The sequence below is a fragment of the Humibacter albus DSM 18994 genome (assembly GCF_000421825.1).
Lineage (GTDB): Bacteria > Actinomycetota > Actinomycetes > Actinomycetales > Microbacteriaceae > Humibacter > Humibacter albus.
This window is the reverse complement of sequence record NZ_ATXT01000018.1, coordinates 30,514-56,633: the sequence shown is the minus strand read 5'-3', so window position 1 is coordinate 56,633 and position 26,120 is coordinate 30,514. Positions and strand designations below refer to the sequence as shown.

Annotated in this window: 26 protein-coding genes; 18 read left to right on the top strand and 8 right to left on the bottom strand. The window is 67.9% G+C overall.

Annotation, left to right across the window (positions count from 1 at the left end):
• The first annotated feature begins 69 nt into the window (after nucleotides 1–69).
• The gene (locus tag H623_RS0114805) at nucleotides 70–2,370 is read left to right on the top strand and encodes a polyribonucleotide nucleotidyltransferase (protein WP_022901703.1); all 2,301 of its coding nucleotides are present in this window, start codon (nucleotides 70–72) and stop codon (nucleotides 2,368–2,370) included.
• A gap of 73 nt (nucleotides 2,371–2,443) precedes the next feature.
• Here the strand turns inward: H623_RS0114805 and H623_RS20275 are convergent, their stop codons facing one another.
• Both H623_RS20275 and H623_RS0114795 read right to left on the bottom strand, forming a co-directional pair.
• Nucleotides 2,444–2,935 (bottom strand): MarR family winged helix-turn-helix transcriptional regulator, encoded by a 492-nt coding sequence (locus H623_RS20275; RefSeq protein WP_022901702.1) that lies wholly within the window; start codon nucleotides 2,933–2,935, stop codon nucleotides 2,444–2,446.
• A gap of 21 nt (nucleotides 2,936–2,956) precedes the next feature.
• Nucleotides 2,957–4,027, bottom strand: coding sequence for an alkene reductase (locus H623_RS0114795; RefSeq protein ID WP_022901701.1), 1,071 nt, complete (start codon nucleotides 4,025–4,027; stop codon nucleotides 2,957–2,959).
• A 365-nt stretch (nucleotides 4,028–4,392) separates the two neighbouring features.
• On the opposite strand from H623_RS0114795, the gene H623_RS0114790 reads away from it, so the two are divergent.
• Nucleotides 4,393–5,439, top strand: a complete 1,047-nt coding sequence (locus H623_RS0114790; RefSeq protein ID WP_022901700.1) for an aldo/keto reductase — start codon at nucleotides 4,393–4,395, stop codon at nucleotides 5,437–5,439.
• A gap of 15 nt (nucleotides 5,440–5,454) precedes the next feature.
• Here the strand turns inward: H623_RS0114790 and H623_RS20270 are convergent, their stop codons facing one another.
• Nucleotides 5,455–6,108 carry a TetR/AcrR family transcriptional regulator gene (locus H623_RS20270; RefSeq protein WP_022901699.1) on the bottom strand — a complete coding sequence of 218 codons (654 nt, stop codon included), beginning with the start codon at nucleotides 6,106–6,108 and terminating at the stop codon, nucleotides 5,455–5,457.
• A gap of 227 nt (nucleotides 6,109–6,335) precedes the next feature.
• Between H623_RS20270 and H623_RS0114780 the strand changes: the two genes are divergently transcribed.
• Both H623_RS0114780 and H623_RS0114775 read left to right on the top strand, forming a co-directional pair.
• Entirely contained in the window at nucleotides 6,336–7,700 is a 1,365-nt protein-coding gene (locus H623_RS0114780) for a M16 family metallopeptidase (RefSeq protein ID WP_022901698.1), read from the top strand.
• A 37-nt stretch (nucleotides 7,701–7,737) separates the two neighbouring features.
• Nucleotides 7,738–8,340 (top strand): histidine phosphatase family protein, encoded by a 603-nt coding sequence (locus H623_RS0114775; protein WP_022901697.1) that lies wholly within the window; start codon nucleotides 7,738–7,740, stop codon nucleotides 8,338–8,340.
• 22 nt (nucleotides 8,341–8,362) lie between these two features.
• Here H623_RS0114775 and H623_RS0114770 read toward each other — a convergent pair whose 3' ends face one another.
• A complete protein-coding gene (locus H623_RS0114770) occupies nucleotides 8,363–8,863 on the bottom strand; it encodes a GNAT family N-acetyltransferase (RefSeq protein WP_022901696.1) in 501 nt (166 codons plus the stop codon).
• A gap of 62 nt (nucleotides 8,864–8,925) precedes the next feature.
• On the opposite strand from H623_RS0114770, the gene dapB reads away from it, so the two are divergent.
• Nucleotides 8,926–9,669 carry a 4-hydroxy-tetrahydrodipicolinate reductase gene (gene dapB, locus H623_RS0114765; protein WP_022901695.1) on the top strand — a complete coding sequence of 248 codons (744 nt, stop codon included), beginning with the start codon at nucleotides 8,926–8,928 and terminating at the stop codon, nucleotides 9,667–9,669.
• Nucleotides 9,666–10,112 carry a tetratricopeptide repeat protein gene (locus H623_RS0114760; protein WP_022901694.1) on the top strand — a complete coding sequence of 149 codons (447 nt, stop codon included), beginning with the start codon at nucleotides 9,666–9,668 and terminating at the stop codon, nucleotides 10,110–10,112. Before dapB ends, H623_RS0114760 begins: the two co-directional genes overlap by 4 nt.
• Nucleotides 10,113–10,172: 60 nt before the next feature.
• On the opposite strand, the gene H623_RS0114755 is transcribed toward H623_RS0114760, so the two are convergent.
• The 3 genes from H623_RS0114755 to H623_RS0114745 all read right to left on the bottom strand — a co-directional run bounded on the left by H623_RS0114755 (nucleotide 10,173) and on the right by H623_RS0114745 (nucleotide 11,874).
• Nucleotides 10,173–10,598 carry an OsmC family peroxiredoxin gene (locus tag H623_RS0114755; RefSeq protein WP_022901693.1) on the bottom strand — a complete coding sequence of 142 codons (426 nt, stop codon included), beginning with the start codon at nucleotides 10,596–10,598 and terminating at the stop codon, nucleotides 10,173–10,175.
• Between the two features lie 309 nt (nucleotides 10,599–10,907).
• Nucleotides 10,908–11,447 (bottom strand): DUF4395 domain-containing protein, encoded by a 540-nt coding sequence (locus H623_RS0114750; RefSeq protein ID WP_022901692.1) that lies wholly within the window; start codon nucleotides 11,445–11,447, stop codon nucleotides 10,908–10,910.
• Complete coding sequence (locus H623_RS0114745) at nucleotides 11,431–11,874, bottom strand: thioredoxin family protein (RefSeq protein WP_022901691.1); 444 nt, start codon at nucleotides 11,872–11,874, stop codon at nucleotides 11,431–11,433. Before H623_RS0114745 ends, H623_RS0114750 begins: the two co-directional genes overlap by 17 nt.
• A 152-nt stretch (nucleotides 11,875–12,026) precedes the next feature.
• Here H623_RS0114745 and dapA point away from each other — a divergent pair, with 152 nt between their 5' ends.
• The 12 genes from dapA (at nucleotide 12,027) to dapF (ending at nucleotide 25,404) form a co-directional block, all read left to right on the top strand.
• On the top strand, nucleotides 12,027–13,004 hold the full coding sequence (gene dapA / locus H623_RS0114740; protein WP_022901690.1) for a 4-hydroxy-tetrahydrodipicolinate synthase: 978 nt from the start codon (nucleotides 12,027–12,029) through the stop codon (nucleotides 13,002–13,004).
• 29 nt (nucleotides 13,005–13,033) lie between these two features.
• Nucleotides 13,034–14,710 carry a ribonuclease J gene (locus H623_RS0114735; RefSeq protein WP_022901689.1) on the top strand — a complete coding sequence of 559 codons (1,677 nt, stop codon included), beginning with the start codon at nucleotides 13,034–13,036 and terminating at the stop codon, nucleotides 14,708–14,710.
• A 74-nt stretch (nucleotides 14,711–14,784) separates the two neighbouring features.
• Nucleotides 14,785–17,652 (top strand): FtsK/SpoIIIE family DNA translocase, encoded by a 2,868-nt coding sequence (locus H623_RS0114730; RefSeq protein ID WP_022901688.1) that lies wholly within the window; start codon nucleotides 14,785–14,787, stop codon nucleotides 17,650–17,652.
• Nucleotides 17,653–17,712: 60 nt separating this feature from the next.
• The gene (gene pgsA, locus H623_RS0114725; protein ID WP_022901687.1) at nucleotides 17,713–18,315 is read left to right on the top strand and encodes a CDP-diacylglycerol--glycerol-3-phosphate 3-phosphatidyltransferase; all 603 of its coding nucleotides are present in this window, start codon (nucleotides 17,713–17,715) and stop codon (nucleotides 18,313–18,315) included.
• Nucleotides 18,312–18,839: a CinA family protein gene (locus H623_RS20265; protein WP_022901686.1), complete on the top strand. Its 528-nt coding sequence runs from the start codon at nucleotides 18,312–18,314 to the stop codon at nucleotides 18,837–18,839. Before pgsA ends, H623_RS20265 begins: the two co-directional genes overlap by 4 nt.
• Nucleotides 18,840–18,988: 149 nt before the next feature.
• A complete protein-coding gene (locus H623_RS0114715; protein ID WP_022901685.1) occupies nucleotides 18,989–19,300 on the top strand; it encodes a helix-turn-helix domain-containing protein in 312 nt (103 codons plus the stop codon).
• Between the two features lie 181 nt (nucleotides 19,301–19,481).
• Nucleotides 19,482–19,709, top strand: coding sequence for a DUF3046 domain-containing protein (locus H623_RS0114710; RefSeq protein ID WP_022901684.1), 228 nt, complete (start codon nucleotides 19,482–19,484; stop codon nucleotides 19,707–19,709).
• A 228-nt stretch (nucleotides 19,710–19,937) separates the two neighbouring features.
• Nucleotides 19,938–21,011 carry a recombinase RecA gene (gene recA / locus H623_RS0114705; protein ID WP_022901683.1) on the top strand — a complete coding sequence of 358 codons (1,074 nt, stop codon included), beginning with the start codon at nucleotides 19,938–19,940 and terminating at the stop codon, nucleotides 21,009–21,011.
• Nucleotides 21,012–21,029: 18 nt separating this feature from the next.
• Nucleotides 21,030–21,839 carry a regulatory protein RecX gene (locus H623_RS22225; RefSeq protein ID WP_022901682.1) on the top strand — a complete coding sequence of 270 codons (810 nt, stop codon included), beginning with the start codon at nucleotides 21,030–21,032 and terminating at the stop codon, nucleotides 21,837–21,839.
• A gap of 84 nt (nucleotides 21,840–21,923) precedes the next feature.
• Nucleotides 21,924–23,540, top strand: a complete 1,617-nt coding sequence (gene miaB, locus H623_RS0114695; RefSeq protein ID WP_022901681.1) for a tRNA (N6-isopentenyl adenosine(37)-C2)-methylthiotransferase MiaB — start codon at nucleotides 21,924–21,926, stop codon at nucleotides 23,538–23,540.
• A 16-nt stretch (nucleotides 23,541–23,556) separates the two neighbouring features.
• Nucleotides 23,557–24,525: a tRNA (adenosine(37)-N6)-dimethylallyltransferase MiaA gene (gene miaA / locus H623_RS20255; protein WP_022901680.1), complete on the top strand. Its 969-nt coding sequence runs from the start codon at nucleotides 23,557–23,559 to the stop codon at nucleotides 24,523–24,525.
• On the top strand, nucleotides 24,526–25,404 hold the full coding sequence (gene dapF / locus H623_RS0114685; RefSeq protein WP_022901679.1) for a diaminopimelate epimerase: 879 nt from the start codon (nucleotides 24,526–24,528) through the stop codon (nucleotides 25,402–25,404).
• 30 nt (nucleotides 25,405–25,434) lie between these two features.
• Here dapF and H623_RS0114680 read toward each other — a convergent pair whose 3' ends face one another.
• A complete protein-coding gene (locus tag H623_RS0114680) occupies nucleotides 25,435–26,073 on the bottom strand; it encodes a class I SAM-dependent methyltransferase (RefSeq protein ID WP_022901678.1) in 639 nt (212 codons plus the stop codon).
• Nucleotides 26,074–26,120: the final 47 nt, after the last annotated feature.

Sequence of the window (26,120 nt, the reverse complement as noted above, 5' to 3'; positions counted from 1 at the left end):
TCCAGCGCGTTCGGCGAGAGCGCTACGTCCACACGGGACGGCGCACGAACATAAGGAGAAGAGACCTCGATGGAAGGTCCAGAAATCAAATTCGCCGAAGCCGTTCTCGATAACGGTCGTTTCGGCACCCGCACGATCCGGTTCGAGACCGGTCGGCTGGCGCAGCAGGCGCAGGGCGCCGTCGCCGCCTACCTCGATGAGGAGACCATGCTGCTGAGCGCCACGAGCGCCAGCAAGCACCCGAAAGACAACTTCGACTTCTTCCCGCTGACGGTGGATGTCGAGGAGCGGTCGTACGCGGCCGGCAAGATCCCCGGCTCGTTCTTCCGCCGCGAGGGTCGTCCGTCGACTGACGCCATCCTCGTCTGCCGCCTGATCGACCGCCCGCTGCGCCCGTCGTTCGTCGACGGCCTGCGCAACGAGGTGCAGATCGTGATCACGGTCTTGAGCATCGCGCCTGACGAGTTCTACGACGCGCTCGCGATCAACGCGGCCTCCGCGTCGACGCAGATCTCCGGTCTGCCGTTCTCCGGCCCGATCGCGGGGGTGCGCATGGCGTTCATCCCTGGGCGCGGCGAGCACGAGGACCAGTGGGTCGCGTTCCCGAAGGCGTCGCAACTCGAAGACGCCGTCTTCGACATCGTGGTGGCCGGCCGCGTGCTGACCAACGACGACGGCTCCGAGGGCGACGTCGCGATCATGATGGTCGAGGCGGAGGCCACCGAGCACAGCTGGAACCTCATCCAGGCCGGCGCGACCAAGCCGAGCGAGGATGTCGTCGCGCAGGGTCTGGAGGCCGCCAAGCCGTTCATCCGCCAGCTGGTCGGCGCGCAGAGCGTGCTCGCCTCGCAGTCCGCGAAGGCCATCGCCGAGTACCCGGTGTTCCTGCCGTACTCGCAGGTCAGCTATGACAACGTGGCGGCTCTCGCCTACGACGAGCTCGTGAACGTCTATCAGATCGCCGACAAGATCGAGCGACAGAACGCCGACGACGCGCTCAAGGAGCGCACGAAGGCCGCCGTCGCCGAGAAGGTCGAGGCAGGTGCGCTGCCCGCCGAGGTGCTGGAGCAGTTCTCCGGTGCGTACAAGGCCGTCTCCAAGGTCGTCATGCGTGGCCGCGTGCTGCGCGAGGGTATCCGCATCGACGGTCGTGGCCTGCGCGACATCCGTCCGCTCGACGCCGAGGTGCAGGTCATCCCGCGCGTGCACGGTTCTGCCATCTTCCAGCGCGGCGAGACGCAGATCCTCGGCGTCACCACACTGAACATGCTCAAGATGGAGCAGCAGATCGACTCGCTGTCGCCCGTCACGAAGAAGCGGTACCTGCACCACTACAACTTCCCGCCCTACTCGACCGGTGAGACCGGCCGCGTCGGCAGCCCGAAGCGTCGCGAGATCGGCCACGGATTCCTGGCCGAGCGCGCGCTCGTCCCGGTGCTGCCCAGCCGCGACGAGTTCCCGTACGCGATCCGTCAGGTCTCCGAGGCGCTCGGCTCCAACGGCTCGACGTCGATGGGCTCCGTCTGTGCCTCCACCTTGTCGCTGCTGAACGCGGGCGTGCCGCTGCGCGCGCCGGTCGCCGGCATCGCCATGGGCCTCATCTCCGACACGGTGGACGGCGAGACGCGCTACGCAGCGCTGACCGACATCCTGGGTGCCGAGGATGCCCTCGGAGACATGGACTTCAAGGTCGCCGGAACGAGCGAGTTCGTCACCGCCATTCAGCTCGACACCAAGCTCGACGGCATTCCGTCGTCGGTGCTGGCCGGCGCACTGCAGCAGGCGAAGGATGCCCGCACCACGATCCTCTCCGTGCTCAACGCCGCCATCGACAGCCCCGACGAGATGGCGCCGACCGCGCCGCGCGTGATCAGCGTGCAGATCCCGGTCGACAAGATCGGTGAGCTGATCGGCCCGAAGGGCAAGACGATCAACGCGATCCAGGACGAGACCGGCGCCGACATCTCCATCGAGGAGGACGGCACCGTCTTCATCGGAGCCGTGGACGGCCCGAGCGCCGAGGCCGCCCGCGCCCAGGTGAACGCGATCGCCAACCCGACCAACCCCGAGGTCGGCGACCAGTTCCTCGGAACCGTCGTGAAGATCGCCAGCTTCGGTGCGTTCGTGTCGCTGCTGCCCGGTCGTGACGGCCTGCTGCACATCTCCGAGGTGCGCAAGCTGGCCGGTGGCAAGCGAGTCGAGAACGTCGAGGACGTGCTCTCGGTCGGCCAGAAGATCCTGGTGACCATCACCAAGGTGGACGACCGCGGCAAGCTGTCGCTGCAGCCGGTCGTCGACGAGCCGACGGAAGCTCCGGCTGCCCCGGCGGAAGGCTCCGCGGAGGGCTCGGCCCAGTCCGTCGAAGCCTGATCTTCGTCACACGATCGACGCGCCCGTCGCAGCTTCGGCTGCGGCGGGCGCGTCGTCGTTCTGGCCGTGAGCCTCAGGCCGAGACGCGCGTCGGGGATCCAGCCGCGCGGCTCATCGCGTCACGGATCTTCTCGGTCGCCGCCAGAAGCGCCGCCCGCTCGGTTGCGGTGAGATCGCCGGAAGTGAGTGTCTCCAGCTCTCGCCAGACCGCGATGACATCGTCGTGGAGGCTTCGCCCGGCAGGCGTGAGATAGACCAGGCTGACGCGCCGATCCTGTTCGGACACGCGGCGTTGAACGAGTCCCGCCTTCTCCATCCGTCCGATGGTTTTCGCGACGGTGGCGTGGTTGACGCTCAATGTCTCGACCAGAGTCTTCTGCGAGAGTCCGTCGGACGCCGCCAGCTGAATGAGGATGATCTCCTGGCCGGGGAACAGCCCGAGCTTCGCGAGCTGCGCGGCAGCGATCGCGCGGTGCGTCCGTGCCATCGCGAAGATCGCGTAGCTGACGGGGAACGCCTCATCGAGCTCTGTGGCCTCGGCTCGCGGGTGACGTTCGTCGCTCATATCAGCCTCCTGGAACGATAGTCAGGCAGCGAGAGACGGATAGTCGGTGTAACCGTCCGCACCCCCACCGTAGAAGGTAGCCGGGACCGGTGTGTTCAATTCGGCGCCGACGCGCAGGCGCGTGACGATGTCAGGGTTGGCCAGGGCACTGCTTCCCAGAGGCACCACGTCGGCGAGACCGCTCGCGAGATCCGCGTCCAGCGACTCGATGGTCACCGATCGGCCAGCACGCAGGAGCAGCAGTGTGGACGGCCAGGCATGGCGGAGATCCGCGAGCAGGTTCTCGTCGTCGGAGAAGTAGAACAGGTGCAGGTAGGCCAGATCGAGTTTCGCGAGTTCGGCGACAAGACTGCGGTAGAGCGCGCCGTACTCGGGGCCTTCGTCGATGTCGCCCAGCCGGCCGCCCGGCGAGAGGCGGATGCCGACCTTGTCGGAGCCGATCTCGTCGGCGACGGCCGCGGCGACCTCCACCACGAGGCGTGTCCGGTTCTCGATGCTGCCGCCGTACCGGTCGGTGCGCTGGTTGGCGTTCGGTGCCAGGAACTGCTGCAACAGATATCCGTTCGCGGCATGAATCTCTACTCCATCGGCACCGGCGGCGATGGCGGAAGCCGCCGCGTGTCGGAAGTCGGCGACCGTCGTGGCGATCTCATCGATGCTCAGCGCGCGCGGTGTCGGGACCGGCTGCATGCCGTCCACCGTGTAGATGCTCGCCCGGGGCGTGATGGCCGACGGTGCGACGCCCTGCCGGTGATGCGGCGTGTTGCCCGGATGCGAGATGCGGCCCACGTGCATCAGCTGGATGAACAGGTGCGCATCCCGCGCGTGTACGGCATCGGTGACGGTCCGCCATCCCGCGATCTGTTCCGGGGTATAGATGCCCGGTGTGTTGAGGTAACCCTGGCCGTCGGCCGATGGCTGGGTCCCCTCGGTGATCAGCAGGCCGAGCTCGGCCCGTTGTGCGTAGTACTCGGCGGCGAGCGGGCCCGGAACGCCGTCGGGCAGCGCCCGGCTTCGCGTCATCGGTGCCAGCGCCAACCGGTGCTTCAATTGGATGTCCTTGATCGTGGTCGCGTCCCACAGGTTCGTCATGACCTTCTCTTCTCCTTCACGTCAACCGATATGTCGTCGGCAACAGGATTCAATCTACGTTGCCGGCAACATAAGAAGGTTCGCGAGTATTCCCTCGCGCTTGTCTGTCGATTGACCGCTCCGTGGTGTGCGACGCGGCGGTTGCAGCACTACGTCCCCCGTCGTGGGGGAGCTCACGACGTCCGCGGGTCGGTGCTGCCGTTGGAGCCGTCCGATTCGTGCTGTTTTCCAAAGATTTGGTAACGGTTCAATCGTTTCGACCGAAGGAAGTCGGGGCCGTCGGTTACGCTCGCTTCCAAACAGATGTGATGTGGCATCCCGCAGCACGTCTGGGCTCGGGGGCACAAGGAGCCGCAGGGGGGAACATGGCACAGCCGTACCCCGTTCGCGCACGTGAACACGCGAACGGCGGCGTCACGGGGATGGGCCCGGTGTTCGGCGTGCCACTGACGCCGCCTGACGACGACGGTGCGGCCACGGCGCCGCTGCCGATCGTCGCGCCTCGCCGGCTGGGGGAGACGGAGCTCGCCGTCTATCCCCTCGCGCTCGGCACGGGGGCGCTCGCGCGCTCTTCCGACGTCGACGCGGCGCAGGCGGTGCTCGATCGTTTCGTCCAGCTGGGCGGCAACCTCATCGTCACCTCCGACGCGCACGAGCGCGGCCTCGGCAACGCGATCGTGGGCGGCTGGATGCACGGCCGCGATCTGCGCGACCACCTGGTCATCGACCTTCGTGTGGGCAAGGGAGAAGAGAGCCCCGGCCTGGGACAGGTCAACGTGGTGCGCTCCGTGGAGTCCGCGCTCCGTCGGCTGGGGACCGATCACGTCGAGGTTCTGACGCTGGAAGGCCCGGATGCCGGCGCCGCACTCTCCGATACGCTCGCCACCGTCGAGTGGCTCATCGACACCGGCAAGGTACGGTTCGTGGGCTTCAGCGGTTTCTCCGGGGAGAGCTTGATGGAGGCGCGGGTTCTCTCATCATCCGGCTTCCCGAAGGTCTCAGCGGTCGAGGTGCCGTACAACCTGATGAACCGCACAATGTTCGAGGGCGACCTGCGCATCGTCACCGCCGCCCAGTCGCTCGGCGTGCTTCCGACGAACGCACTGGCGCACGGCTACCTGGCCGGTGCATACCGGTCGCGTTCCGACTTGGACGCTCCGGCGCGCGACGCCGGGGTAGCCGGCTTCCTCGGACGTCGCGGTCATCGCGTGCTCCAGGTGCTCGATCGCGTGGCGGCGGAGCATGCCTGCAGCATGGCGACCGTCGCCATCGCCTGGCTGCTGGCCAAGCGCGGCGTCGTCGCACCGGTGGTCAATGTGGGGTCCGCCGTGGAGATGGACGATCTGATGGCGGCGTGCAGTGTGAGTCTGAGCCGCAGTCAGATGCTCGAGCTGGACCGCATCTCGGAGTAGACGCGGCGCGTTCGTTCAGGCCAGCAGTCGCTCCAGCACGCGACTGAGCGACGCGGTTGACGCATCCGGATCCGCGACGGCACCTCCGCCGAACGCGCCGTCGCGGGCCAGCAACAGGTCGTCGGCCGCCTCGTCGGGCTCAGTCGTGCCGGCTTCGGTGAAGAGGCCTACCAGCGCGCCGCGCAGCCAGTTGCGCCACGCTTCGACGGCTGGTGTGACAGGGCCCGCCTCCGTCAGGCGGTTGGCGGACGCGTTGATGAACGGACAGCCGTGATAGCCGGGCCGGTGCGATTCGACGGCGAACCCGTCGACGATCGCACGGAGCACGGCTGCGGGGTCCTTCAGGCGTTCGCGGTCCGCCGCCAGGCTCTCGCGCGCCTGCTCGGCACGACGATCGACGAAGGCGGCGACCAGCACGTCTTTCGAGTGGTAATGCTTGTAGAACGTGGCCTTGGTCACGTGCGACTCGGCGATGATGAGGTCCACGCCCACGGCGTTCACACCCTGGTCGTAGAACAGGCGATCGGCAGTCTCGAGGATCTTCACTTTGGCGGGAGCGGGCGGCCGGGGAGCTTTCGAGACCCGGCCCGAGGCATCCGAGCCCGCGTTCGATCGGCTCGCGATGGATTTGTTCGCTGGGAGCCGGTCGGCAGCGCTCTGCTCGGTCATCGGGTGCTCCTCGATTCGCAGGACTCACGGGCTCCGCAACCGGGGGACGTCGCAAAGCGCTGCCAGTATATCGAGGTAGACAACGCTGTTTGTCCTCAAGAATGAGGACACATTTTTCGCAGTCTTCGCCGCGCGGCGGGAGTCGTTCCGTCACAGAGTGTCGCAATCGGAGCCGACGATCGTTCGCCATGCTCGGGGCGTCTGGGATCGCCGTTAGGCTGGAGGGGATGAACGGCGCCGTTGACTTCCCCCTCGATCGCGCTGATCTGACCTTCGCGGCATCCGGCGATGCGCTCGTCTCCCGCACGGTGCTGCCCAGCGGCGCACGTGTGCTGAGTGAACGCGTTCCGGGCGTGCGCAGCGCGACGATCGGCTTCTGGTTCGGCGTGGGGTCTCGGGATGAGACGGGCGTCGGCCGCCAGGACTCGACGCGGGAGACGAGCTTCGGTTCGACGCACTTTCTCGAGCATCTGCTGTTCAAGGGCACGTCGGCTCGCTCGGCGTTCGACATCGCCATCGCCTTCGACGGTGTCGGCGGCGAACACAACGCGCTCACCGCGAAAGAGCAGACCTGTTACTACGCGAAGGTGCAAGACCGGGACCTCAGCATGGCGACCGAGGTGCTGAGCGACATGGTGACGTCGTCTCTGCTCGACGCGACGGACTTCGAGAACGAGCGCGGCGTCATCCTCGAGGAACTGGCCATGGCCGAAGACGACCCGGCCGACGTGGTGAACGAACGCTTCTTCGAGGCGGTGCTGGGCGACCACCCCATCGCGCGGCCGATCGGCGGCAGCCCCGCCACGATCAACGCGGCGACGAGGGATGCCGTCTGGCAGCACTACCGGGCCAACTATCGCCCGCAAGACCTCGTCGTCTCTGCGGCGGGAGCCGTCGACCATGCCCGCCTGGTGGCGGACGTGGAGCGCACGCTGGCCGAGGGCGGCTGGGCGATGGACGAACGATCGGCGCCGGTTGCGCGCCGCGGCAACGACGAGGCCAAGCTGATCGGCGCCCGCTCGCTCGCTACGGTGCGGCGCCCTATCGAACAGGCCCACGTGCTGATCGGAACCCGCGGGCTTCGGGCCGGCGACGATTCGCGGATCACCATGGGCGTGCTGAATTCGGTGTTGGGCGGCGGCATGTCGAGCAGGCTCTTCCAGGAGGTGCGTGAGAAGCGCGGCCTGGCTTATTCCGTGTACTCGTTCGCCGCCGGATACTCCGACACCGGGATCTTCGGCATGTACGGCGCGTGCGCGCCGCAGAAGGCGCGGTCCGTCGCCGCGATCATGATCGATGAGCTGCGCCGCCTCGCCTCCGACGGGATCTCCCACGAGGAGCTGGCGCGGGCGGTGGGCCAGCTCTCGGGCGGATCGGCTCTCGCCCTCGAGGATTCGGACACGCGCATGACGAGGCTCGGTCGTTCCGAGCTCGGGATCGGCGAGTTCGCCGATCTCGACGAGACGCTGCGGCGCCTCGCGCTCGTCACCGACGACGACGTGCGAGAGCTCGCCGGCACACTGGCATCCCGCCCCTTGACCATTGCCGCGGTCGGAGCCGTCGATGACGACGTGTTCTCCGGCCTGACCTGAATCGATCAGGTCGACGACTCGAAGGATCGAAGAACCCTTGCCCCATTACCTCTATCTCGTGCGCCACGGAGAGCAACAGGATGCCGAGCACGGCATGCCGGACGGCCCCCTCTCGGCGCGCGGCAAGCGGCAGGCCACGCTCATCGCCGAGCGACTCGGCGGAGTGCCGTTCACCTCCGTGTACCACTCGCCGCTGCGCCGGGCGGAAGAGACAGCGAAGATCATGGCGGAGCGGCTGCCGGCGCTCAATCCGCAGCCGTCCAGCCTGCTGTTCGATTGCATCCCCTCGGGTCCGACGCCCGACATGCCGAAGGCCTTCGAGTCGTTCTACGGCGGCATCACGGAGGCGGAGATCGAGGCGGGGAGTGCTCAGATGGCGGATGCCGTCAGCGAGTTCCTGACTCCGGCCCGCGCCGATCGCCACGATCTCCTCATCACGCACAACTTCGTGATCGGCTGGTTCGTCCGACACGTTTTCGACGCACCGGAATGGCGCTGGCTGGGGCTGAACCAGGCGAACTGCGGGCTGACCATCATCCGCGTGCGCTCCGCCAAGCCTCCCGTGCTCGTCGTGCACAACGACCTCGGGCATCTGCCGGTCGAGCTGCGCACGGGCATGCCCGAATTGCAGCCGGTGTGAGCAGGCGAGAACCGACGCGGTCTCAGGCCGAGGCCACGTCGACGTCCTTCGCGTACCAGTGCGTGGCGTTCGGGTTGTCGTTGTACGGCTCGACCGCCTCGTAGCCCGAACTGCGGTAGAGGCCGCCGGCCGCAGCGAGGCTCTCGTTCGTGTCCAGCACGAGGCGGCGCGCGCCGAGCGCGATCGCCCTCGACTCGAGCTCGTGCAGCAGAGCGCGCCCCGCACCCTGGCCGCGCGCGGCGGGGTCCAGCCAGAGGTGCTTGACCTCGAAGCGCACGATGGTGTCGCCGCCGCTCGTCCGGGCATCCTCGATGCGACGAACTCCGCCGCACCCGACGGGAACGCCGTGGAGCCGGGCGACCACGAAATCACCGACTGGAGAGACGAAGCGGGCGGGATCGGGGAGGGCAACGGTGTACGTGCCTTGCGCCGATGGGAACGTCTGTTCCCTTTCCGTGAAGTAGTCGTGCAGAAGCGCGGCGGCGAGGGCATCGTCCGTGCGGAGCGAGGAGAACGTGAGCATCGTCGCTCAGCCTACGGTCGTCGCCCGACGGCAGGCCGTCGGTGCGTTGATATCGTGAAAGCATGACCATTCGTGTGGCCGTCGTCGGCGCGACCGGAAGACTCGGCAGTGTCGCCGCCGACCTCATCGAACGCACGGCCGATCTCGAGCTGGTGGCGGCGCTGGGGTCGAGGAACGACTACGCCGACATGCTCGGCACCGACGACGAGCCGTCGGACGTCGTGCTCGACGTCACGCTCCCGGCCGTCAGCCCCGACGTGGTGGAGTACGCCCTGGATGCCGGCCGCAACGTCGTCGTCGGAACGTCCGGCTGGTCGGAGGAACGGCTCGCGGCGCTGCGATCGCGTTTGCGCGACGAGCCCGATCGCGGCGTGATCGTCGTGCCCAACTTCTCTCTCGGGTCGGCGCTCGGCACGGCCTTCGCCGCCGCGGCGGCGAAATACTTCGACTCCATCGAGATCGTCGAGGCGCATGCCGCCACCAAGATCGATTCCCCGTCGGGCACCGCCGTGCGCACGGCAGAGCTGATGGCGCGGGCGCGCGAGGAACGAGGACCGGTCGCCGCCCCGCACACGGACCAGCGGGCACGCGGCCAACAGGTGGCGGGCATCCCGGTGCACAGCCTGCGGCTGGAGGGGATCGTCGCGAAGCAGTCCGTCGTGCTCGGCGGCGCGGGGGAGACGCTCACGATCACGCACGACACCACGGACTCGCGAGCGTATGCGGCGGGCATCCTGCATGCGATTCGGTCGGCGCCGCAGGCCCGCGGCCTGACGGTCGGCCTCGACCGTCTGCTCGGACTGTGAAGGGGCGCGTCGCGGCCATCGTGATGGCCGTGCTCCTACTGCTCTACATCGTGCTGGTCGTGCGCTATGGCGTGATCCTCATCGAGAGCGGTTCCGGCATCGGGATCGCGATGGCGATCGCCCTGTTCGTGCTTGCGGTGATCGCGGTCTGGGCGCTTTGGCGCGAGGTCAGGTTCGGCATGCAGACGCAGCGCCTCGTGCGCATTCTCGAGTCCGAAGGCGGCCTGCCGGTCGACGATCTTCCGCACCGGGCCAGCGGGAGACCGCTCCGTGATGCGGCAGACGAGGAATTCCCCGCCTACAAGGCCGAAGTCGAAGCGTCGCCGCTCAGCTGGCGCGCCTGGTTCCGCCTCGGCCTCGCCTACGACGCCTCGGGCGATCGTCGACGGGCGCGTCACGCCATGCGCGAGGCGATCAAGCTGCACAAGACGCCGGCGGTGTAGTCCGCGCGCCGCTCGGCATGCGTGCCGCCCAGGGACAGGCATGCGTGCCGCCACGTGACACTAGACCAGTTGCGCCTCGATGGTGATCGGGATGCCGACGAGCGCGCGCGAGATCGGGCAGGTGCGCTTCGCCTCCTCGGCCAGGTGCTGGAAGTCGTGATCCTCGATTCCCGGCACGTTCCCGTTGACCAGCAGGTGGCTTCCCGTGATGCCCTCGTCGGGGTCGAACGTGACCGCAGCCGTGACCTGGATGCTTTCGGCGGGCATCCCGAAGTCCGAGAGCAGGTCTGTGAACGCCATCGCGAAGCACGACGAGTGAGCTGCAGACAGGAGCTCCTCCGGGTTCGTCGTGGCGGCGACGCCCTCCGACCGCGCCCGCCAGTCGACGTTGAACTGCGCGGCCCGCGAGGAGTCGAGATCGAGCCGGCCGCTCCCGCTCTGCAGGTCTCCGCGCCATTGGGTGGTGGCTTCGCTCGTGATGGCCATGTGGCGCTCCTTCGTGTCAATGCCATGAGCCGTGTCGCCGAGCGTGGCGGGCGGCGCGGAGCCTGCACGTCACGCGGTCACCGACGAGGCGTCGGAACCGTGAGCGAGACGAGCATCGACGAGTGCGGGGAAGTGCGGCTCACGAAGCCCGAGGTGCGCTCGGCACCGGGGTGTAGGCAACCTACCACCCGAACAGGGGACACGCGAGACCCGGTGGATGATCCGCACGGGCCCGTGGCATCGGCGTGGCGTGCGCGCGGTCGGTTTCGACGGAGCGGTTCCGGTCCGTCGGCGCGGGCGGCCCCTCCGTCAGGCGCCGGTACGAGCGCGCCGCAGGATGCCCGCGCGAACGAGCAGGAGGTACGTCTGGCATCCCAGGCAGTAGCCGAACACCGCGTTGAGGAACGCGGCGACGAAGGCGAGCGCCGCGCCGATGACGGCCGCCCCGGGAACGCCGGCCAGTTGCAGACCGACACCGAGCGCCGTGATCACGAAGCCGACGCCCTGTGCGAACGTCGGAGGAGTGCTGTCCTCCAGTTCGGTCGGCGGGCTCAGCCGCGGGCGCACTGCCCTCGCGAACACGATGCCCCACGGATGACGGGTGACGCCGGCGGTGGCGCCCCAGAGGAAGAGCAGAGTGAGCGCGGCCAGCAACACCGTGCCAGCCACGGTCAACCCGGCGAGGCCGAGGAACACCGTGACGAGCAGCAGAAACGCCGTGATCCCCGCCCCGAATCGTGGGCCGCGTGGATCGATCCCGCGCGAGCGGCCCGAACCGTCGGACCTCGCCGGCCCGGGCGTTTCCCCGTGCACGGATCCCGTGCTGATGTCGTCACCGAATGCCGACATGGCTCTCCTTCACGATCTCGTCCAATCGTTCGTTCAGCTCGTGGGGCCGAGGAACGCCGCCGATGCGCGAACGCACGCCGCCCTCGGCATCGAGCAGCAAGATGGTCGGCGTCTGCATGACGGCGAACTCGGTGGCCAGCCGAGGCGACCCGGTGAGATCCACCTCGACGTAGCGCACGCCGTCGCGCTCCGCTGCCGAGGCGCGCAACAGCCGCTGGGCCGTGCGGCACGGCCCGCAGAACTCCGTGGAGAACTGCACGATGGTCGCATTCGCTCCGAACGCGACGTTCGCACCGAGACGTGCCGGCGACAGAATTTCGCGGTGTGCAGAGCGCACGCGTCCGGTTCGCGCACGCCAGATCGCACCGACAGCGGTCGTGACGACGACCAGTCCGACGGTGACGATGAGGGCGAGCACGGTGTTCATGGCTGACGTCACGCTAAATCGGTTGCGCGCCCATCGGGGCTCTGTGACGCTCCGTGACGCCCATCTCGTTCTCACGTGCACGGTGCCGCGCGTCAGTCATCTCCGGTCCACCGCATGACCCGCGAGTCGCCGGGCCGCGATAGCCTGAACGGGTGTCCACGTCAGCGAATCCCTTCGGCCAGGTCCTCGTCGCGCTCGTGACCCCCTTCACGGCGGACGGCGAAGTGGATTGGCCCGGGGTCGAGAAGCATCTCGACGACGTCATCGCCGCGGGCGCGGATGGCATCGTCATCTCGGGTACCACCGGTGAGACGTCCACCCTCACCGATGCGGAGAAGCTGCGCCTCATCGAGGTGGGGCTCGATGTCGCGGGCGGCCGCGCCAAGATCATCCAGGGCGGCGGCTCGAACGAGACGGCTCACGCCATCCAGCTCTACAAGGCGAGCGAGAAGGCGGGTGCCGACGGCGTGATGATCGTCACGCCGTACTACAACAAGCCGACGCAGGCGGGCATCCTCACCCACTTCCGGCTGATCGCGGACGCCACCGACCTGCCCGTGATCCTCTACGACATCCCCGGGCGCACCGGGGTTCCGATCAAGTACGAGACGATCCTGCGCGCCGCCAAGCATCCGAACATCGCCGCGATCAAGGATGCCAAGGGTGACTTCGCGCAGGTCTCGCGCGTTCTCAACAACACGGACCTGCTCTACTTCTCCGGATCGGACGAGAACGTCCTTCCGCACCTGGCCATCGGTGCCGCCGGCCTCGTGGGCGTGACCGCGAACATCGCCGCCGGCCCTTACCGCGCCATCGTGGATGCCGTCAACCGCGGCGATCTCACCACCGCCACCCAGCAGCACCAGAAGCTCGAGCCGCTCGTGCGTGCGGTCATGACGCACGTGCCCGGTACGGTGGCAGCCAAGTACATCCTGCACGGCCTCGGCCGGATCGACAGCCCGCGCGTGCGGCTGCCCCTCGTGGGGCCCGAGGACTTCGAAGCGGCCGAGATCGAGGCGGACCTCGACCTCGTTCGCGACGTCGACGGGCTCGATCTGACCAACTTCCGGCCGGACCGCAACGCCGCTGCCGGGGGAGCACTCCCCAAGGTGGCCGGCACCACGCGCTGACCAGCGCAGAAACACTGGAGGCACGGCATATGCCCGCGTCGGTATACGACCCGCCCGCTCTCGAAGAGGGCGCACTTCGCATCATCCCCGCCGGCGGCCTCGGCGAGGTCGGCCGCAACATGACGGTCTTCGAGTTCGGCGGCAAGCTGCTCGTGGTCGACTGCGGGGTGCTGTTCCCCGAAGAGAACCAGCCCGGCGTCGACCTGATCCTTCCGGACTTCGCACCCATCAGGGATCGCCTCGACGACATCGTCGCGGTGGTGCTCACGCACGGGCACGAGGACCACATCGGAGCCGTGCCGTACCTGCTCAAGCTGAAGGCGGACATCCCTCTGATCGGTTCCGGACTGACCCTCGCGCTCGTCGAGGCGAAGCTCAAGGAGCACCGCATCAAGCCATACACGCTCACCGTGAAAGAGGGCCAGCGCGAGAAGGTCGGGCCGTTCGAGCTCGAGTTCGTCTCGGTCAACCATTCGATCCCGGATGCGCTCGCCGTCGCCATCCGCACGCCGGCCGGGCTCGTGCTCGGTACGGGCGACTTCAAGATGGACCAGCTCCCCCTGGACGGCCGGCTCACCGATCTGCGCGCATTCGCACGTCTGGGCGAGGAGGGCGTCGACCTGTTCATGGTCGATTCCACGAACGCCGATGTGCCCGGGTTCACCGCGCTCGAACGGTCGATCGGTCCCGTGCTGGACCAGGTGATCGCCAAGGCGCCGCGCCGCGTCATCGTGGCGAGCTTCTCCAGTCACGTCCACCGGGTGCAGCAGGTCATCGACGCGGCGCAAGCGCATGGTCGCCGCGTGGCGTTCCTGGGCCGCAGCATGGTGCGCAACATGACGATCGCCGAGGAGCTCGGCTACCTGCGCGTCCCCGAGGGTGTGCTGATCGACTACAAGAAGGCCAAGGACCTGCCCGACGACAGGATCGTCTACATGTCGACCGGGTCGCAGGGCGAGCCGATGGCCGTGCTGAGCCGCATGGCCAACCTGGACCACGCGATCGAGCCAGGAGAAGGCGACACGGTCATCCTCGCCTCCAGCCTCATCCCGGGGAACGAGAACGCGGTCTACCGCGTGATCGACGGGCTCACCAAGCTCGGCGCCACGGTCGTGCACAAGGGCAACGCGAAGGTGCACGTCTCCGGCCACGCCGCGGCGGGAGAACTGCTGTACTGCTACAACATCGTCGGGCCGCGCAACGTGATGCCGATCCACGGCGAGCACCGTCACCTCTTCGCGAACGCGAAACTGGCGCAGGACACCGGTGTGCCGGAGGAGAACACCATTCTCGGTGAGAACGGCACGGTGGTCGACCTCAAGGACGGCGTCGCTGAAGTCGTCGGTCAGCTCGACATCGGTTTCGTCTACGTCGACGGCTCGACGGTGGGCGAGATCACGGATGCCGACCTCAAGGACCGCCGCATCCTCGGCGAAGAGGGGTTCATCTCGGTGATCGTCGTGGTCGACTCCGCGACCGGGCGCATCGTCACCGGCCCCGAAGTGCACGCCAGAGGCTTTGCCGAGGACGATGCGGTCTTCGACGCCGTGAAGCCGAAGATCGCGGCCGCGCTCCATGAGGCGGCCCAGTCCGGCGTACGTGACAATCACGCGCTCTCGCAGGTGGTGCGCCGCACCATCGGGCGCTGGGTGAATCAGTCGCTGCGCCGCAGACCGATGATCGTCCCCTTGGTCATCGAGGCCTAGCCTCCGGCTTCCATCTGCGAGACACCCGCTCGTGCTCACGGGCGTTGACGGACGCCCCCGCTACCTTTGATCTCATGGCCACGAGCACGAAGTCGACCCCGCGCGCCCGCTCGCGTGGCGCGTCGTCGGCGCGCACATCGTCGAGCAAGGCGACGACCCAGAAGACGAAGGTGCTGCCCGCACCGCAACCGGAACGCGGCGTCCTCGCGCGCGCATGGCTGGGCCTCGCTCACCTCGTCGGCGGGGCGGCACGCGCGTTCGGCCCGGAGCAGCTCGCCAAGGAGGAGCGGCGGGACGGCCTGCCGTTCTTCATCGTGCTCCTCGCGGTCGCCGGTGCGATCGTGGAGTGGTTCCTGATCGACAACGCGGTGGCGCAGCAGCTCGATCACTGGACCTTCGGCGGGCTGTTCGGACGCGTGGCCTTCGGGCTTCCCGTGATCATGTTGTTGCTCGCGATCTGGCTGTTCCGGCATCCCGCGTCCGTGCATGACAACACGCGCATCGGCATCGGGCTGGCGCTCCTGCTCGTCACGGTGTCCGCCCTGTGCGAGGTCTTCTCCGCACGGCCGCAGCCCAGCGACGGCATCGACGAGCTCGCCAAGGCGGGTGGGGTCATCGGCTGGATGGTCGGTGCTCCGCTGGTCGCCGTCCTGACACCGGTCGGCGCGGCGGCGGTCGTGATCGTGCTGCTGCTGTTGAGCATCCTGATCATCACGAAGACGCCGCCCACTCGCATCGGGCGCCGGCTGAGCGAGCTCTACGCGTACCTGTTCGGGGCGCAGCAGCCGGACACCGCCGAGCAGGAGGCGCAGACCGACGAAGCCGAGCCGACGAAGAAGCGACGCCGCAAGTCGGCGGATGACGACTCCGAAGCAGACGGCGCCGAGGAGAGCATGCCGTGGTGGCGTCGCAACAAGAGCGGGCGTGAGGTCGATCCCGAATTCGAGCCGGCCGGCCCCTCGTTCACCGAGGTTCTCGGCGGCGACTCAGCGGGAACGGGAAGCTTCGACACCGCGCTCGAGCCCGGACCGCAGGACTACAAGACCGAGGTTCTCGCCGATCTGAAGGATGCGGAGAACGCGGTCAGCCGTTTCACCGGTGATGTGGCGCGCACGGGCACGACTCCCACTGGACTCCGGCCAGACGGTGCAACGGAGGTACTGCCCGGGTTCGGTGCTCTGACCGACGACGAGTTCGACGAGGCGGCCGCCGAGGCCGCACGACCGCTGGACGGCGTCCCCGACGCACCGTACGTGCTGCCGGCGGCATCCACGCTGGCGGCCGGGACCCCGGCGAAGACCCGATCAGCGGCGAACGATGAGGTGGTGGCCGCCATCACCTCCGTTCTGGAGCAGTTCGGGGTGGATGCCCGTGTCACCGGCTTCTCGCGCGGCCCGACGGTCACGCAGTACGAGATCGAACTCGGGCCGGGTGTCAAGGTCGAGCGCGTCACCGCTTTGAGCAAGAACCTCTCCTACGCCGTGGCGTCGAACGAGGTGCGCATCCTCTCGCCGATTCCCGGCAAGAGCGCGATCGGCGTAGAGATCCCCAATTCCGATCGCGAGACCGTGTCGCTGGGCGATGTGCTGCGCTCCGCGGCTGCGGCGAACAGCCATCATCCGATGACGATCGGAGTGGGCAAAGACGTCGGCGGCGGCTTCGTGGTGGCGAATCTGGCCAAGATGCCGCACCTGCTGGTGGCGGGAGCCACCGGCACGGGCAAGTCGGTGTTCGTGAACGCGATGATCACGAGCGTGCTCATGCGTGCCAAGCCGAGTGAAGTGCGCATGGTGCTCGTCGATCCGAAGCGAGTCGAGCTCGCGGTCTATGCGGGTGTTCCGCATCTGATCACGCCGATCATCACGAGCCCGAAGAAGGCCGCCGAGGCGCTGCAGTGGGTCGTCAAAGAGATGGACATGCGCTACGACGACCTGGCGAGCTTCGGCTTCAGGCACATCGACGACTTCAACAAGGCCGTGCGCAACGACGAGATCGTGCTGCCCGAGGGCAGTGAGCGCAAGCTGAAGCCCTATCCCTACCTGCTGGTCGTGGTCGACGAGCTCGCCGACCTGATGATGGTGGCACCCAGAGATGTCGAAGACTCGATCGTGCGCATCACGCAGCTGGCGCGTGCGTCGGGAATCCACCTGGTGCTCGCGACGCAGCGTCCCTCGGTGGATGTCGTCACCGGCCTGATCAAGGCGAACGTGCCGTCGCGTTTCGCTCTCGCGGTCTCGAGCGTCACCGACTCGCGCGTCATCCTCGATCAACCCGGTGCCGAGAAGCTGATCGGCCAGGGCGACGGCCTGTTCCTTCCCATGGGCGCCTCCAAACCGCTCCGCGTGCAGGGTGCATGGGTCTCCGAGAGCGAGATCCAGCGCGTCGTGGAACACGTCACGGGCCAGGCGCGGCCGGAGTACCGCCAGGATGTGGCGGCGGGTCCCGAGAAGAAGCAGATCGACTCCGACATCGGCGACGACCTCGAGCTGCTTCTCGCGGCCGCGGAGCTCATCGTGTCGAGCCAGTTCGGATCCACATCGATGCTGCAGCGCAAGCTGCGCGTCGGGTTCGCGAAGGCGGGACGCCTGATGGACCTGCTCGAGTCTCGCGACATCGTGGGCCCGTCCGAAGGGTCGAAAGCCCGAGACGTTCTGGTCACGCCGGAGCAGCTCCCACAGGTGCTCGCCCGGCTGCGTGGAGTTGACGACCGATCGGCGCCTCAGGCGCCTTCGAACGGTGCGCAGACATCCGCGGGTCAAACCTCCGCCGGGCAGGCAGCGGCGGCCGCGGCGCCGTCGGGCCAGGGCTCCACGTCCCAGCCTCCTGCCTCATCGGGAGACGACAGGTACGACGGCGATCCGGTGACGGGCCGGTTCGACGGGCTCGAAGAGGTCGATGGAGACTCGGACGAAGATGCGTGGGGTCTCACAGGCCGCGACTGACGCGGCTCGGACGGTGCGCGAGACGATCGCACCCGGTGGTCGTCCCCGTAGGCTTGCTCCATGACCGACTCCGGCGCCGTGACACCCGCGAAATCCGGGAACTTCAATCTGCCGAATGCCATCACGGTCGTGCGCATACTGCTGGCGCCCGTCTTCTTCTGGCTTCTGCTCGCGGACGACCAGGCTGATGGTGTGCTGCGCTGGATCGCGGCCGGGCTCTTCATCCTCGCCATCGCGACCGACGGTGTGGACGGTGCGATCGCGCGACGCCGCGGACTCGTCACCGACCTCGGCAAGATCCTCGATCCGATCGCCGACAAGCTGCTCACCTCGGGAGCGCTGGTCTGTCTCTCCATCCTCGGTGAGCTGTGGTGGTGGGTCACGATCGTGATCGTCGTTCGCGAAGTCGGCATCACCGTGTGGCGCATGATCGAACTGCCGCGGGGAAACGTGATGCCCGCCGGCCGCGGCGGCAAGCTGAAGACCGTCGCTCAAGCAGTGGCGATCTCGTTCGCGCTCGCTCCGTTGTGGACCGTCATCGGGGACTGGATCTTCTGGCTGAACTGGGTGCTCATGGGCATCGCGCTGGTGCTCACCGTGTGGTCCGGTCTCGACTACCTGTGGGAGGCGTACCGGCTGCGCACGAGGCGAGACGCGACATGACCTCGGCGGACGCCACGACCGCGCTGATCTCGCGCCTCACCGAACGCGGTCTGACGCTGGCCGTCGCGGAGTCGTTGACCGGTGGCGCCGTCGCGGCGGAGCTGACTGCGCCGGCCGGGGCGTCTGCCGTGGTCGTGGGAGGCGTCGTCGTCTACGCGACGGAGTTGAAGCACACGCTGGCCGGCGTGGATGCCGCTCTGCTCGCCGCCGAGGGGCCCGTGCATCCCGAGGTCGCTCGACAACTCGCACGGGGCGTGCGCTCGCGTCTTGCCGTGGCCGGTCGTGCGGCCGACATCGGGGTCGCGACGACGGGCGTCGCGGGCCCGGATCCTCAAGGCGGCAGGAAGCCGGGGACGGTCTTCGTCGGACTCTCCCATGGCGATGCCGACGAGGTGATCGAACTGGCTCTCACCGGGTCTCGTGCGCAGATCCGGGCGGCGACGGTGGATGCTGTCGTCGACGCGCTCGCCGACCGTTTCGTCATCGGGGCCGAGACCCCGCATCGACCGGGCGAGGCGGAATAGCGATGGCACCGATTCGGTTACATGCTGTGTGCTTCACACCCAAACTCCAGTGATCGATGGTTAGAGTTCTAGGACCGAATGAGAGAAGCGTGGCTACGATCGGCGGAGGTCGATCGAAGGTTGTGGCAGGAAGAGAAAAGGAGGCTCCGATGATTCTTGTACGTCAGGAACTCGGCGACGTGCTGCGGGACTTCCGCCTGCAGAAGGGGCGCACTCTTCGTCAGGTCGCAAGCCGGGCGAGCGTCGCGCTGGGCTATCTCAGCGAGGTCGAACGGGGACAGAAAGAGGCTTCGAGCGAGATCCTCGCCTCGGTGGCCGACGCTCTGGACACCCCGATCGCCGTGATCATGCGCGAAGTCGGTGACCGGCTCGCGGTGCTCGAGGGCATCGACCAGGTCATCCCCGACACCGTTCCCGACGAGTTCGTCGCAGAACTCGACGCCGACCTCGTCGCACACTGACGGCGATGGCCGGGCCTCGGTCCGACCCGCGTCGCCGTCCACGAACCAGAACGCCCCGCATCGCGGGGCGTTCTTCGTGTGAGCAGCGCCGAGCTCGTATTCCGCGTCCGCCCGCCGGACCGTCGGGCCGTCGGCATCATGCCATGCCCCTGACGCGTGCACGACGGCCTATGCTGGCGCGGTGCGTTTCAGCGAGTTCCGACGTGCCGTCGCGACAGAGTTCGGCGAGCAGTATGGGCGCGCACTGCTGCGCGATCTCGTGATCGACAAGCTCGGCGGCCGCACCGCGGATCAGGCCCTGGCGGCCGGGATCTCCGAACGCGAGGTCTGGGTCGCCCTATGCGACGCCATGGAGGTTCCGGTCGAGCGCCGTCACGGCGTCGGCCTTCCGGAGCCGCGCACCTCCTGACCGGGCACCGGACCCCTCGTGGATGTCTGCGCACATCGACGGCCGACGCCGTGCGACACGCCCACCGATTGCCGAAGAGATGTTCGGTAGTTGATACTCTGAGGTCACAGTTCCTCTCGAAGCGAGTTATCCACTTCTCTGGGCTGCAGACATCCGGATGTCGCAGGTGCGTCCTACGGTACGAAGCAGCGAGTTCACTTCACTGTCCCGGCGAAAGGAAGCCACAACATGCCCACACCAGCGGATCGCGAAAAGGCCCTCGAAACCGCTCTGGCCCAGATCGACCGTCAGTTCGGCAAGGGGTCGGTCATGCGCCTGGGCAGCGACGAGCGCGCACCCGTCGAGGTCGTGCCGACCGGCTCCATCGCACTCGATGTGGCGCTCGGAATCGGCGGGCTTCCGCGCGGGCGCATCGTCGAGATCTACGGTCCGGAGTCGTCGGGTAAGACGACCCTGACGCTGCACGCCATCGCCAATGCGCAGAAGGGCGGCGGCATCGCCGCCTTCATCGACGCAGAACACGCGCTCGATCCCGAATACGCCAAGAAGCTCGGCGTGGACATCGACTCGCTGCTCGTGTCGCAGCCCGACACGGGGGAGCAGGCGCTCGAGATCGCGGACATGCTCGTGCGCAGCGGATCGATCGACCTCATCGTCATCGACTCGGTGGCGGCGCTCGTACCGCGCGCGGAGATCGAGGGCGAGATGGGCGACTCGCATGTCGGCCTGCAGGCGCGGCTCATGTCTCAAGCGCTTCGCAAGCTCACCGGCGCGCTCAACCAGACCGGCACCACGATGATCTTCATCAACCAGCTGCGTGAGAAGGTCGGAGTGTTCTTCGGCAGCCCGGAGACCACCTCCGGCGGCAAGGCGCTGAAGTTCTACGCCTCCGTACGGCTGGACATCCGCCGCATCGAGACGCTCAAAGACGGAACCGACGCGGTCGGCAACCGCACACGCGTCAAGGTGGTCAAGAACAAGATGGCGCCGCCGTTCAAGCAGGCGGAGTTCGACATCCTCTACGGCGTCGGAATTTCGCGCGAGGGCAGCCTGCTCGACTTCGGCGTGGAGCATGGCATCGTCAAGAAGTCCGGCGCCTGGTACACGTACGAGGGAGATCAGCTCGGTCAGGGCAAGGAGAACTCTCGCAACTTCTTGATCAAGAACCCCGACATCGCCGCGGAGATCGAGCGCAAGATCTTGATCAAACTCGGCGTCGTCGACGATCCGGATGCCAAAGCCGACGAGACCTCCAATGTCGAGTCGATAGAGACGAAGCTCGCGCAGCGCAAGGGCGCGTAGCGAGGCACGGGCAGCACGATGGTGGTCCAGTTTCCGTCAGCGGGATCGGTGTCGGGCACCGGTGGCAAGGGCGCGGGGCGAGGTCTGAAGAGAGAGAGCACCGCGCGGGAGGGCCTCGCGCCGGTGACCTATCTGCCCGGTGCTCAACCCTCCGAGGCAGCGCGTGAAGCACTGGCCCGGGTGGAGGCGATCGCCGAGAGCGAGGGCGAGAACGACGACGCCGAGTCGGAGCGCCATTCGCACCGCGCGCGTCGTGCCGGCGCAGGGCGCGACGATGACGTAGCGGAACGCGCCGTCGGCGGCATGAGCCGCACGGGCCGGGACCGATCGTCAGCGCGCGCGGGAAATGTCGCGATCCATCAGCTCGCACGGCGCGGCATGTCGCGCTGGGAGCTCGAGCAGGTTCTTGCGAAGCGAGACGTCGACGAGCAGACGGCGGCCGCGGAGCTCGACCGGCTCGAGAGCATCGGGCTCGTCGATGACGCGTCTCTGGCTGTATCGGTCGTCTACACGCTGCATACACGCAAGGGCGCGGGGCGGGCTGCGATCGAGCAAGAGCTGCGGCGGCGGCACCTGGCGCCGGAGGTGATCGAGGAAGCGATGGCTGAGCTCGACCGCGACGACGAGCTCGAGCGAGCGCTCGAGCTGGCGACCACGCGCGCACGCCAGTTGACCAGCGTGGACTATGAGGTGGCGGTGCGCCGCCTGAGCGGATATCTGGCTCGCAAGGGATACGACGGCGAGACGGTCCGCAGCGCGGTACGGCGCGCGTTGGAAGGGCATCCGCACGGTTCCTCGAACGGCCGGGGAACCGTGCGGTTCCGGTGAGGGGATGTCGTTCCACATCGGCGCATCTTTCGCGATGCGAACCGGTCCGAAGCAGTCAGGCCGGGAACGTAGACTAACGGCACTATGAGCATTGTCGATCGAGTCCGACCCAGTTCGGCGCCGACGCCGATCGCCGTGTCGGATGCGGCGCTCGACGATGACGGCCGGGTGCGCACGTACGAGGTTCGCACCTACGGCTGCCAGATGAACGTGCACGACTCCGAGCGCTTGAGCGGGTCGTTGGAGGCCGCCGGCTATAGGCCCGCCGCCGATGGCGAGCCCGACGTCGTGGTGATCAACACGTGTGCGGTTCGCGAGAACGCCGACAACAAGCTGTATGGGAATCTCGGACACCTCGCGTCGGTGAAACGCCGGCACGCGGGCATGCAGATCGCCGTCGGCGGATGCCTGGCGCAGAAGGACAAGAACGTCATTCTCGAGAAGGCGCCGTGGGTCGATGTGGTCTTCGGCACCCACAACATGGGATCACTCCCGAGCCTGCTGGAGCGCGCGCGGCACAATCACGAGGCGCAGGTGGAGATTCTCGACGCGCTCGAGACATTCCCGTCGACGCTGCCCACCAAGCGCGAGTCCACGTACAGCGGATGGGTGTCCATCTCCGTCGGCTGCAACAACACGTGCACGTTCTGCATCGTGCCGTCACTGCGTGGCAAGGAGAACGATCGCCGTCCCGGTGACGTGCTCGCGGAGATCCAGTCCCTCGTCGACGATGGCGTCGTCGAGGTCACGCTGCTCGGTCAGAATGTGAACTCCTACGGCGTCGACTTCGGGGATCGTTTCGCATTCGGCAAGCTGCTGCGGGCAGCCGGGCAGATCGAAGGACTGGAGCGCATCCGGTTCACCTCGCCGCACCCGGCCGCGTTCACGGACGACGTGATCGACGCCATGGCGGAGACGCCGGCGGTGATGCCGCAGCTGCACATGCCGTTGCAGTCGGGCTCCGATCGCGTGCTTCGGGCGATGCGCCGAAGCTACCGCTCGCAGAAGTTCCTGGGCATTCTCGACAGGGTGCGTGCGCGCATCCCGCACGCGGCGATCAGCACGGACATCATCGTGGGATTCCCGGGCGAGACCGAGGAGGACTTCCAAGAGACGCTCCGCGTCGTCGAAGAGGCACGATTCGCCTCCGCGTTCACCTTCCAGTACTCGGCACGCCCCGGCACGCCGGCGGCCACGATGCCCGATCAGGTGCCGAAAGCGGTCGTGCAAGATCGTTACGACCGGCTCATCGAGCTGCAGGAACGCATCGGCCTGGAAGAGAACGAGAGACTCGTCGGACGCGAAGTCCAGGTGCTCGTGTCCACCGGAGAAGGCAAGAAGGACGCCGAGACGCACCGCCTGAGCGGTCGCGCCGAAGACAGCCGCCTCGTGCACTTCGAGGTCCCGCAAGGTTCCGAGACGCCCCGCCCCGGCGATGTCGTCACGGTGCGCATCACGCACGCCGCACCCTTCCACCTGCTGGCCGATGCCGGTGCCGGTCAGGCGCTGCGGGTGCGCCGCACTCGTGCCGGCGACGCCTGGGACGCCGCCGAGTCCGCCTCGTGCGCGGTTCCGGCGCAGGGGGAGAGCGGCGGCGGCCGGATCTCGCTGGGTCTGCCGACCCTCCGCTCGCGACTGGAAGCCGCGTCGCCCGCGGGGCCGACGACGCCCCTCTACGACCTCGCCGACGGCGAGCGGTGACGAGCGCGGAACGCGGGTGACGCCGGCGCGCGACAGGGCGCATCCGAACGCGGCGCCCGTGCTCGCTATCGTCGGGGCCACGGGCACCGGCAAGAGCGATCTCGCACTCGAGGTGACGACCAGGCTCGCCGCATGCGGAGTTCACGCCGAGATCGTCGGCGCGGACGCGATGCAGCTCTACCGCGGCATGGACATCGGCACGGCCAAGCTCACGCTCGAAGAACGGCGTGGCATTCCGCACCACCTCATCGACGTGCTCGAGATCACCGACGAGGCGACCGTGGCCTGGTATCAGCCTCACGCCAGGGCGGCGATCGACGACATCCGTTCGCGTGGCGCCGTGCCGATCCTCGTCGGCGGGTCCGGACTGTACGTGTCGTCGGTGCTCTACGAGTTCGAGTTCCCCGGTCGGGATCTCGAACGAAGGGCGCAGCTGGAAGCGGAGGCGGGCAGTGCAGGGCTTTCGTCGCTCGTGGAACGGTTGCGCCGACTCGATCCGGAGACCGCGCAGCAGGTGGATGCCGCGAACCCGCGCCGTGTCATCCGCGCGCTCGAGATCGCCGAACTGCAGCAGAAAGGGCACGGGGCCGTGCTGCCGAAGCGTCCCGTTCTCTGGTCGCCGGCAGTCGTCGTTGGCGCGAGCGTGCCGCGCGATCGTCTGGTGACTCGACTGGATGCCCGTGTCGAGCGCATGTGGAAGACAGGGCTTCTCGACGAGGTGCGCGAGTTGCTGCGCGCGGGGCTCGAGAGCGGCAGCACGGCACCGCGCGCGATCGGGTACGCGCAAGCGGTCGCGCAGCTGCGCGGCGAGGTGAGCGAAGCGGAGGCGATCGTCGAGACCCAGCGGCTGACGCGGCGCTACGCCCGGCGTCAGGTCTCCTGGTTCAAGCGCTACGCCGAGCTGGAGTGGCTCGACACCGATGCGGTGCCCGGCACCGAGTGGGCTGACAGGTTGGCACGGCGCGTTCTGGATAGGCTCTCGTAGGTGACCACACTCTCCTTCAGCAAGGGCCACGGCACGGGCAACGACTTCGTGCTGTTCTCCGATCCGGAGGGCGCCATCGACCTCACCCCGGCACAGATCGCCCTGATCTGCGACCGGCATTTCGGTGTCGGCGCCGACGGTGTCATTCGCGCCGTTCGGTCCTCGGCGATTCCCGAGGGATCATCGGTGCTGTCGGAGGACCCCACGGCCGAATGGTTCATGGACTACCACAACGCCGACGGGACGCCCGCGGAGATGTGCGGCAACGGCATCCGGGTGTTCGCACGCTATCTGCTCGATGGGGGCCTTGCAGACATTCCGGCGGGACAGACGCTGCCCGTCGGCACGCGCGCCGGTGTGCGCGACGTCCAGCAGAGCGGGACCGGATTCCAGGTGGATCTTGGTCGCTGGCGACTGACCGACGACGATCCGCTGGTGCGGGCCAAAGGCCTGAAAGTGGCGCGGCCGGGTCTCGGAATCGACGTCGGCAACCCGCACGTCGTCGTCGCACTGCCGGACGACGACGAACTGGACCGCCTCGACCTCGGGCCGACACCGATTCTTGACCCGGAGCTGCCCGACGGCGCGAACGTGGAGTTCGTGGTTCCGTTCGAGCCGCTCGTGGCCGACGGCATCGGCCGCATTCGCATGCGCGTGCACGAGCGCGGCAGCGGAGAGACACTGGCGTGCGGCACGGGAACGGCGGCTGCGGCGCTCGCCACCCGCTTCTGGGCCGGCTCCGGCGCACCCGACAACTGGAAGGTGCGCACCCCGGGCGGCACGCTGGGCGTGCGGATGTTCGCGGCCGAGGACGGCGAGCACGTCGCCCTCTCCGGGCCCGCCGAACTCGTCTTCGACGGCGAGGTCACGATCGGCTGACGCGCGAACGCTCCCGCAGACCGCTCTCGCTCACGCGTCGTCGCGCGCGGCCGCGGCACCGCCGCGGTGCACGTTCAGCACGCGAAACCCCTTACTGGACCACGCGCGGGTCACCTCGAAGTCGTCAGCCAGTTCCGCCGCGAGCCACCGTTGGAGCGAGTCCGAGCCGAGATTGCGCTGCACGACGAGCCAGGCATCCGCACCGACGTCGAGTCGCGGAAGCCAGCGGTTCAGCAGGTCGTGCAGCTGCGCCTTCCCGATGCGGATCGGCGGATTCGACCAGATCGCGCGGAACGCCACCGACTCGGGAACATCGCCGGGTAGAACCGCGTTGATGTTTCTCAGGCCGAGGGATGCCGCGTTGCGCCGCACCACGTCGAGCGCGCGCTCGTTCACGTCGACCGCCCATACTGTCGCGTCGGGTGCGTGAAGCGCGAGCGTGAGCGCGATCGGACCCCAGCCGCAGCCGAGATCGAGGAGGTCACCGGTGGCGGGCACCTGCGGTGCATCGTCGAGGAGCACGGCCGTTCCGATGTCCACGTGATCAGGACTGAAGATTCCGGCGGCCGTCGTCAGTTCGAGGTCGCGACCGGCGAGGCGGACGGAGAGTGCGTGCAGCTTCGCTTCGCTGCCCGGACGGGAAGTGAAGTAGTGCTCTCCGGTGGCCATACCAGGACGCTACCGGAGAGCACAGGTACGGAAGGGACGAGAGCGCC

What these genes read in the sequence shown, in the direction of transcription:
- H623_RS0114805 (WP_022901703.1), top strand. Translation starts at nt 70, where the DNA reads ATGGAAGGTCCAGAAATCAAATTCGCCGAAGCCGTTCTCGATAACGGT.
- H623_RS20275 (WP_022901702.1), bottom strand. Translation starts at nt 2,935, where the DNA reads ATGAGCGACGAACGTCACCCGCGAGCCGAGGCCACAGAGCTCGATGAG.
- H623_RS0114795 (WP_022901701.1), bottom strand. Translation starts at nt 4,027, where the DNA reads ATGACGAACCTGTGGGACGCGACCACGATCAAGGACATCCAATTGAAG.
- H623_RS0114790 (WP_022901700.1), top strand. Translation starts at nt 4,393, where the DNA reads ATGGCACAGCCGTACCCCGTTCGCGCACGTGAACACGCGAACGGCGGC.
- H623_RS20270 (WP_022901699.1), bottom strand. Translation starts at nt 6,108, where the DNA reads ATGACCGAGCAGAGCGCTGCCGACCGGCTCCCAGCGAACAAATCCATC.
- H623_RS0114780 (WP_022901698.1), top strand. Translation starts at nt 6,336, where the DNA reads ATGAACGGCGCCGTTGACTTCCCCCTCGATCGCGCTGATCTGACCTTC.
- H623_RS0114770 (WP_022901696.1), bottom strand. Translation starts at nt 8,863, where the DNA reads ATGCTCACGTTCTCCTCGCTCCGCACGGACGATGCCCTCGCCGCCGCG.
- dapB (WP_022901695.1), top strand. Translation starts at nt 8,926, where the DNA reads ATGACCATTCGTGTGGCCGTCGTCGGCGCGACCGGAAGACTCGGCAGT.
- H623_RS0114755 (WP_022901693.1), bottom strand. Translation starts at nt 10,598, where the DNA reads ATGGCCATCACGAGCGAAGCCACCACCCAATGGCGCGGAGACCTGCAG.
- H623_RS0114750 (WP_022901692.1), bottom strand. Translation starts at nt 11,447, where the DNA reads ATGTCGGCATTCGGTGACGACATCAGCACGGGATCCGTGCACGGGGAA.
- H623_RS0114745 (WP_022901691.1), bottom strand. Translation starts at nt 11,874, where the DNA reads ATGAACACCGTGCTCGCCCTCATCGTCACCGTCGGACTGGTCGTCGTC.
- H623_RS0114735 (WP_022901689.1), top strand. Translation starts at nt 13,034, where the DNA reads ATGCCCGCGTCGGTATACGACCCGCCCGCTCTCGAAGAGGGCGCACTT.
- H623_RS0114730 (WP_022901688.1), top strand. Translation starts at nt 14,785, where the DNA reads ATGGCCACGAGCACGAAGTCGACCCCGCGCGCCCGCTCGCGTGGCGCG.
- pgsA (WP_022901687.1), top strand. Translation starts at nt 17,713, where the DNA reads ATGACCGACTCCGGCGCCGTGACACCCGCGAAATCCGGGAACTTCAAT.
- H623_RS20265 (WP_022901686.1), top strand. Translation starts at nt 18,312, where the DNA reads ATGACCTCGGCGGACGCCACGACCGCGCTGATCTCGCGCCTCACCGAA.
- H623_RS0114715 (WP_022901685.1), top strand. Translation starts at nt 18,989, where the DNA reads ATGATTCTTGTACGTCAGGAACTCGGCGACGTGCTGCGGGACTTCCGC.
- recA (WP_022901683.1), top strand. Translation starts at nt 19,938, where the DNA reads ATGCCCACACCAGCGGATCGCGAAAAGGCCCTCGAAACCGCTCTGGCC.
- H623_RS22225 (WP_022901682.1), top strand. Translation starts at nt 21,030, where the DNA reads ATGGTGGTCCAGTTTCCGTCAGCGGGATCGGTGTCGGGCACCGGTGGC.
- miaB (WP_022901681.1), top strand. Translation starts at nt 21,924, where the DNA reads ATGAGCATTGTCGATCGAGTCCGACCCAGTTCGGCGCCGACGCCGATC.
- H623_RS0114680 (WP_022901678.1), bottom strand. Translation starts at nt 26,073, where the DNA reads ATGGCCACCGGAGAGCACTACTTCACTTCCCGTCCGGGCAGCGAAGCG.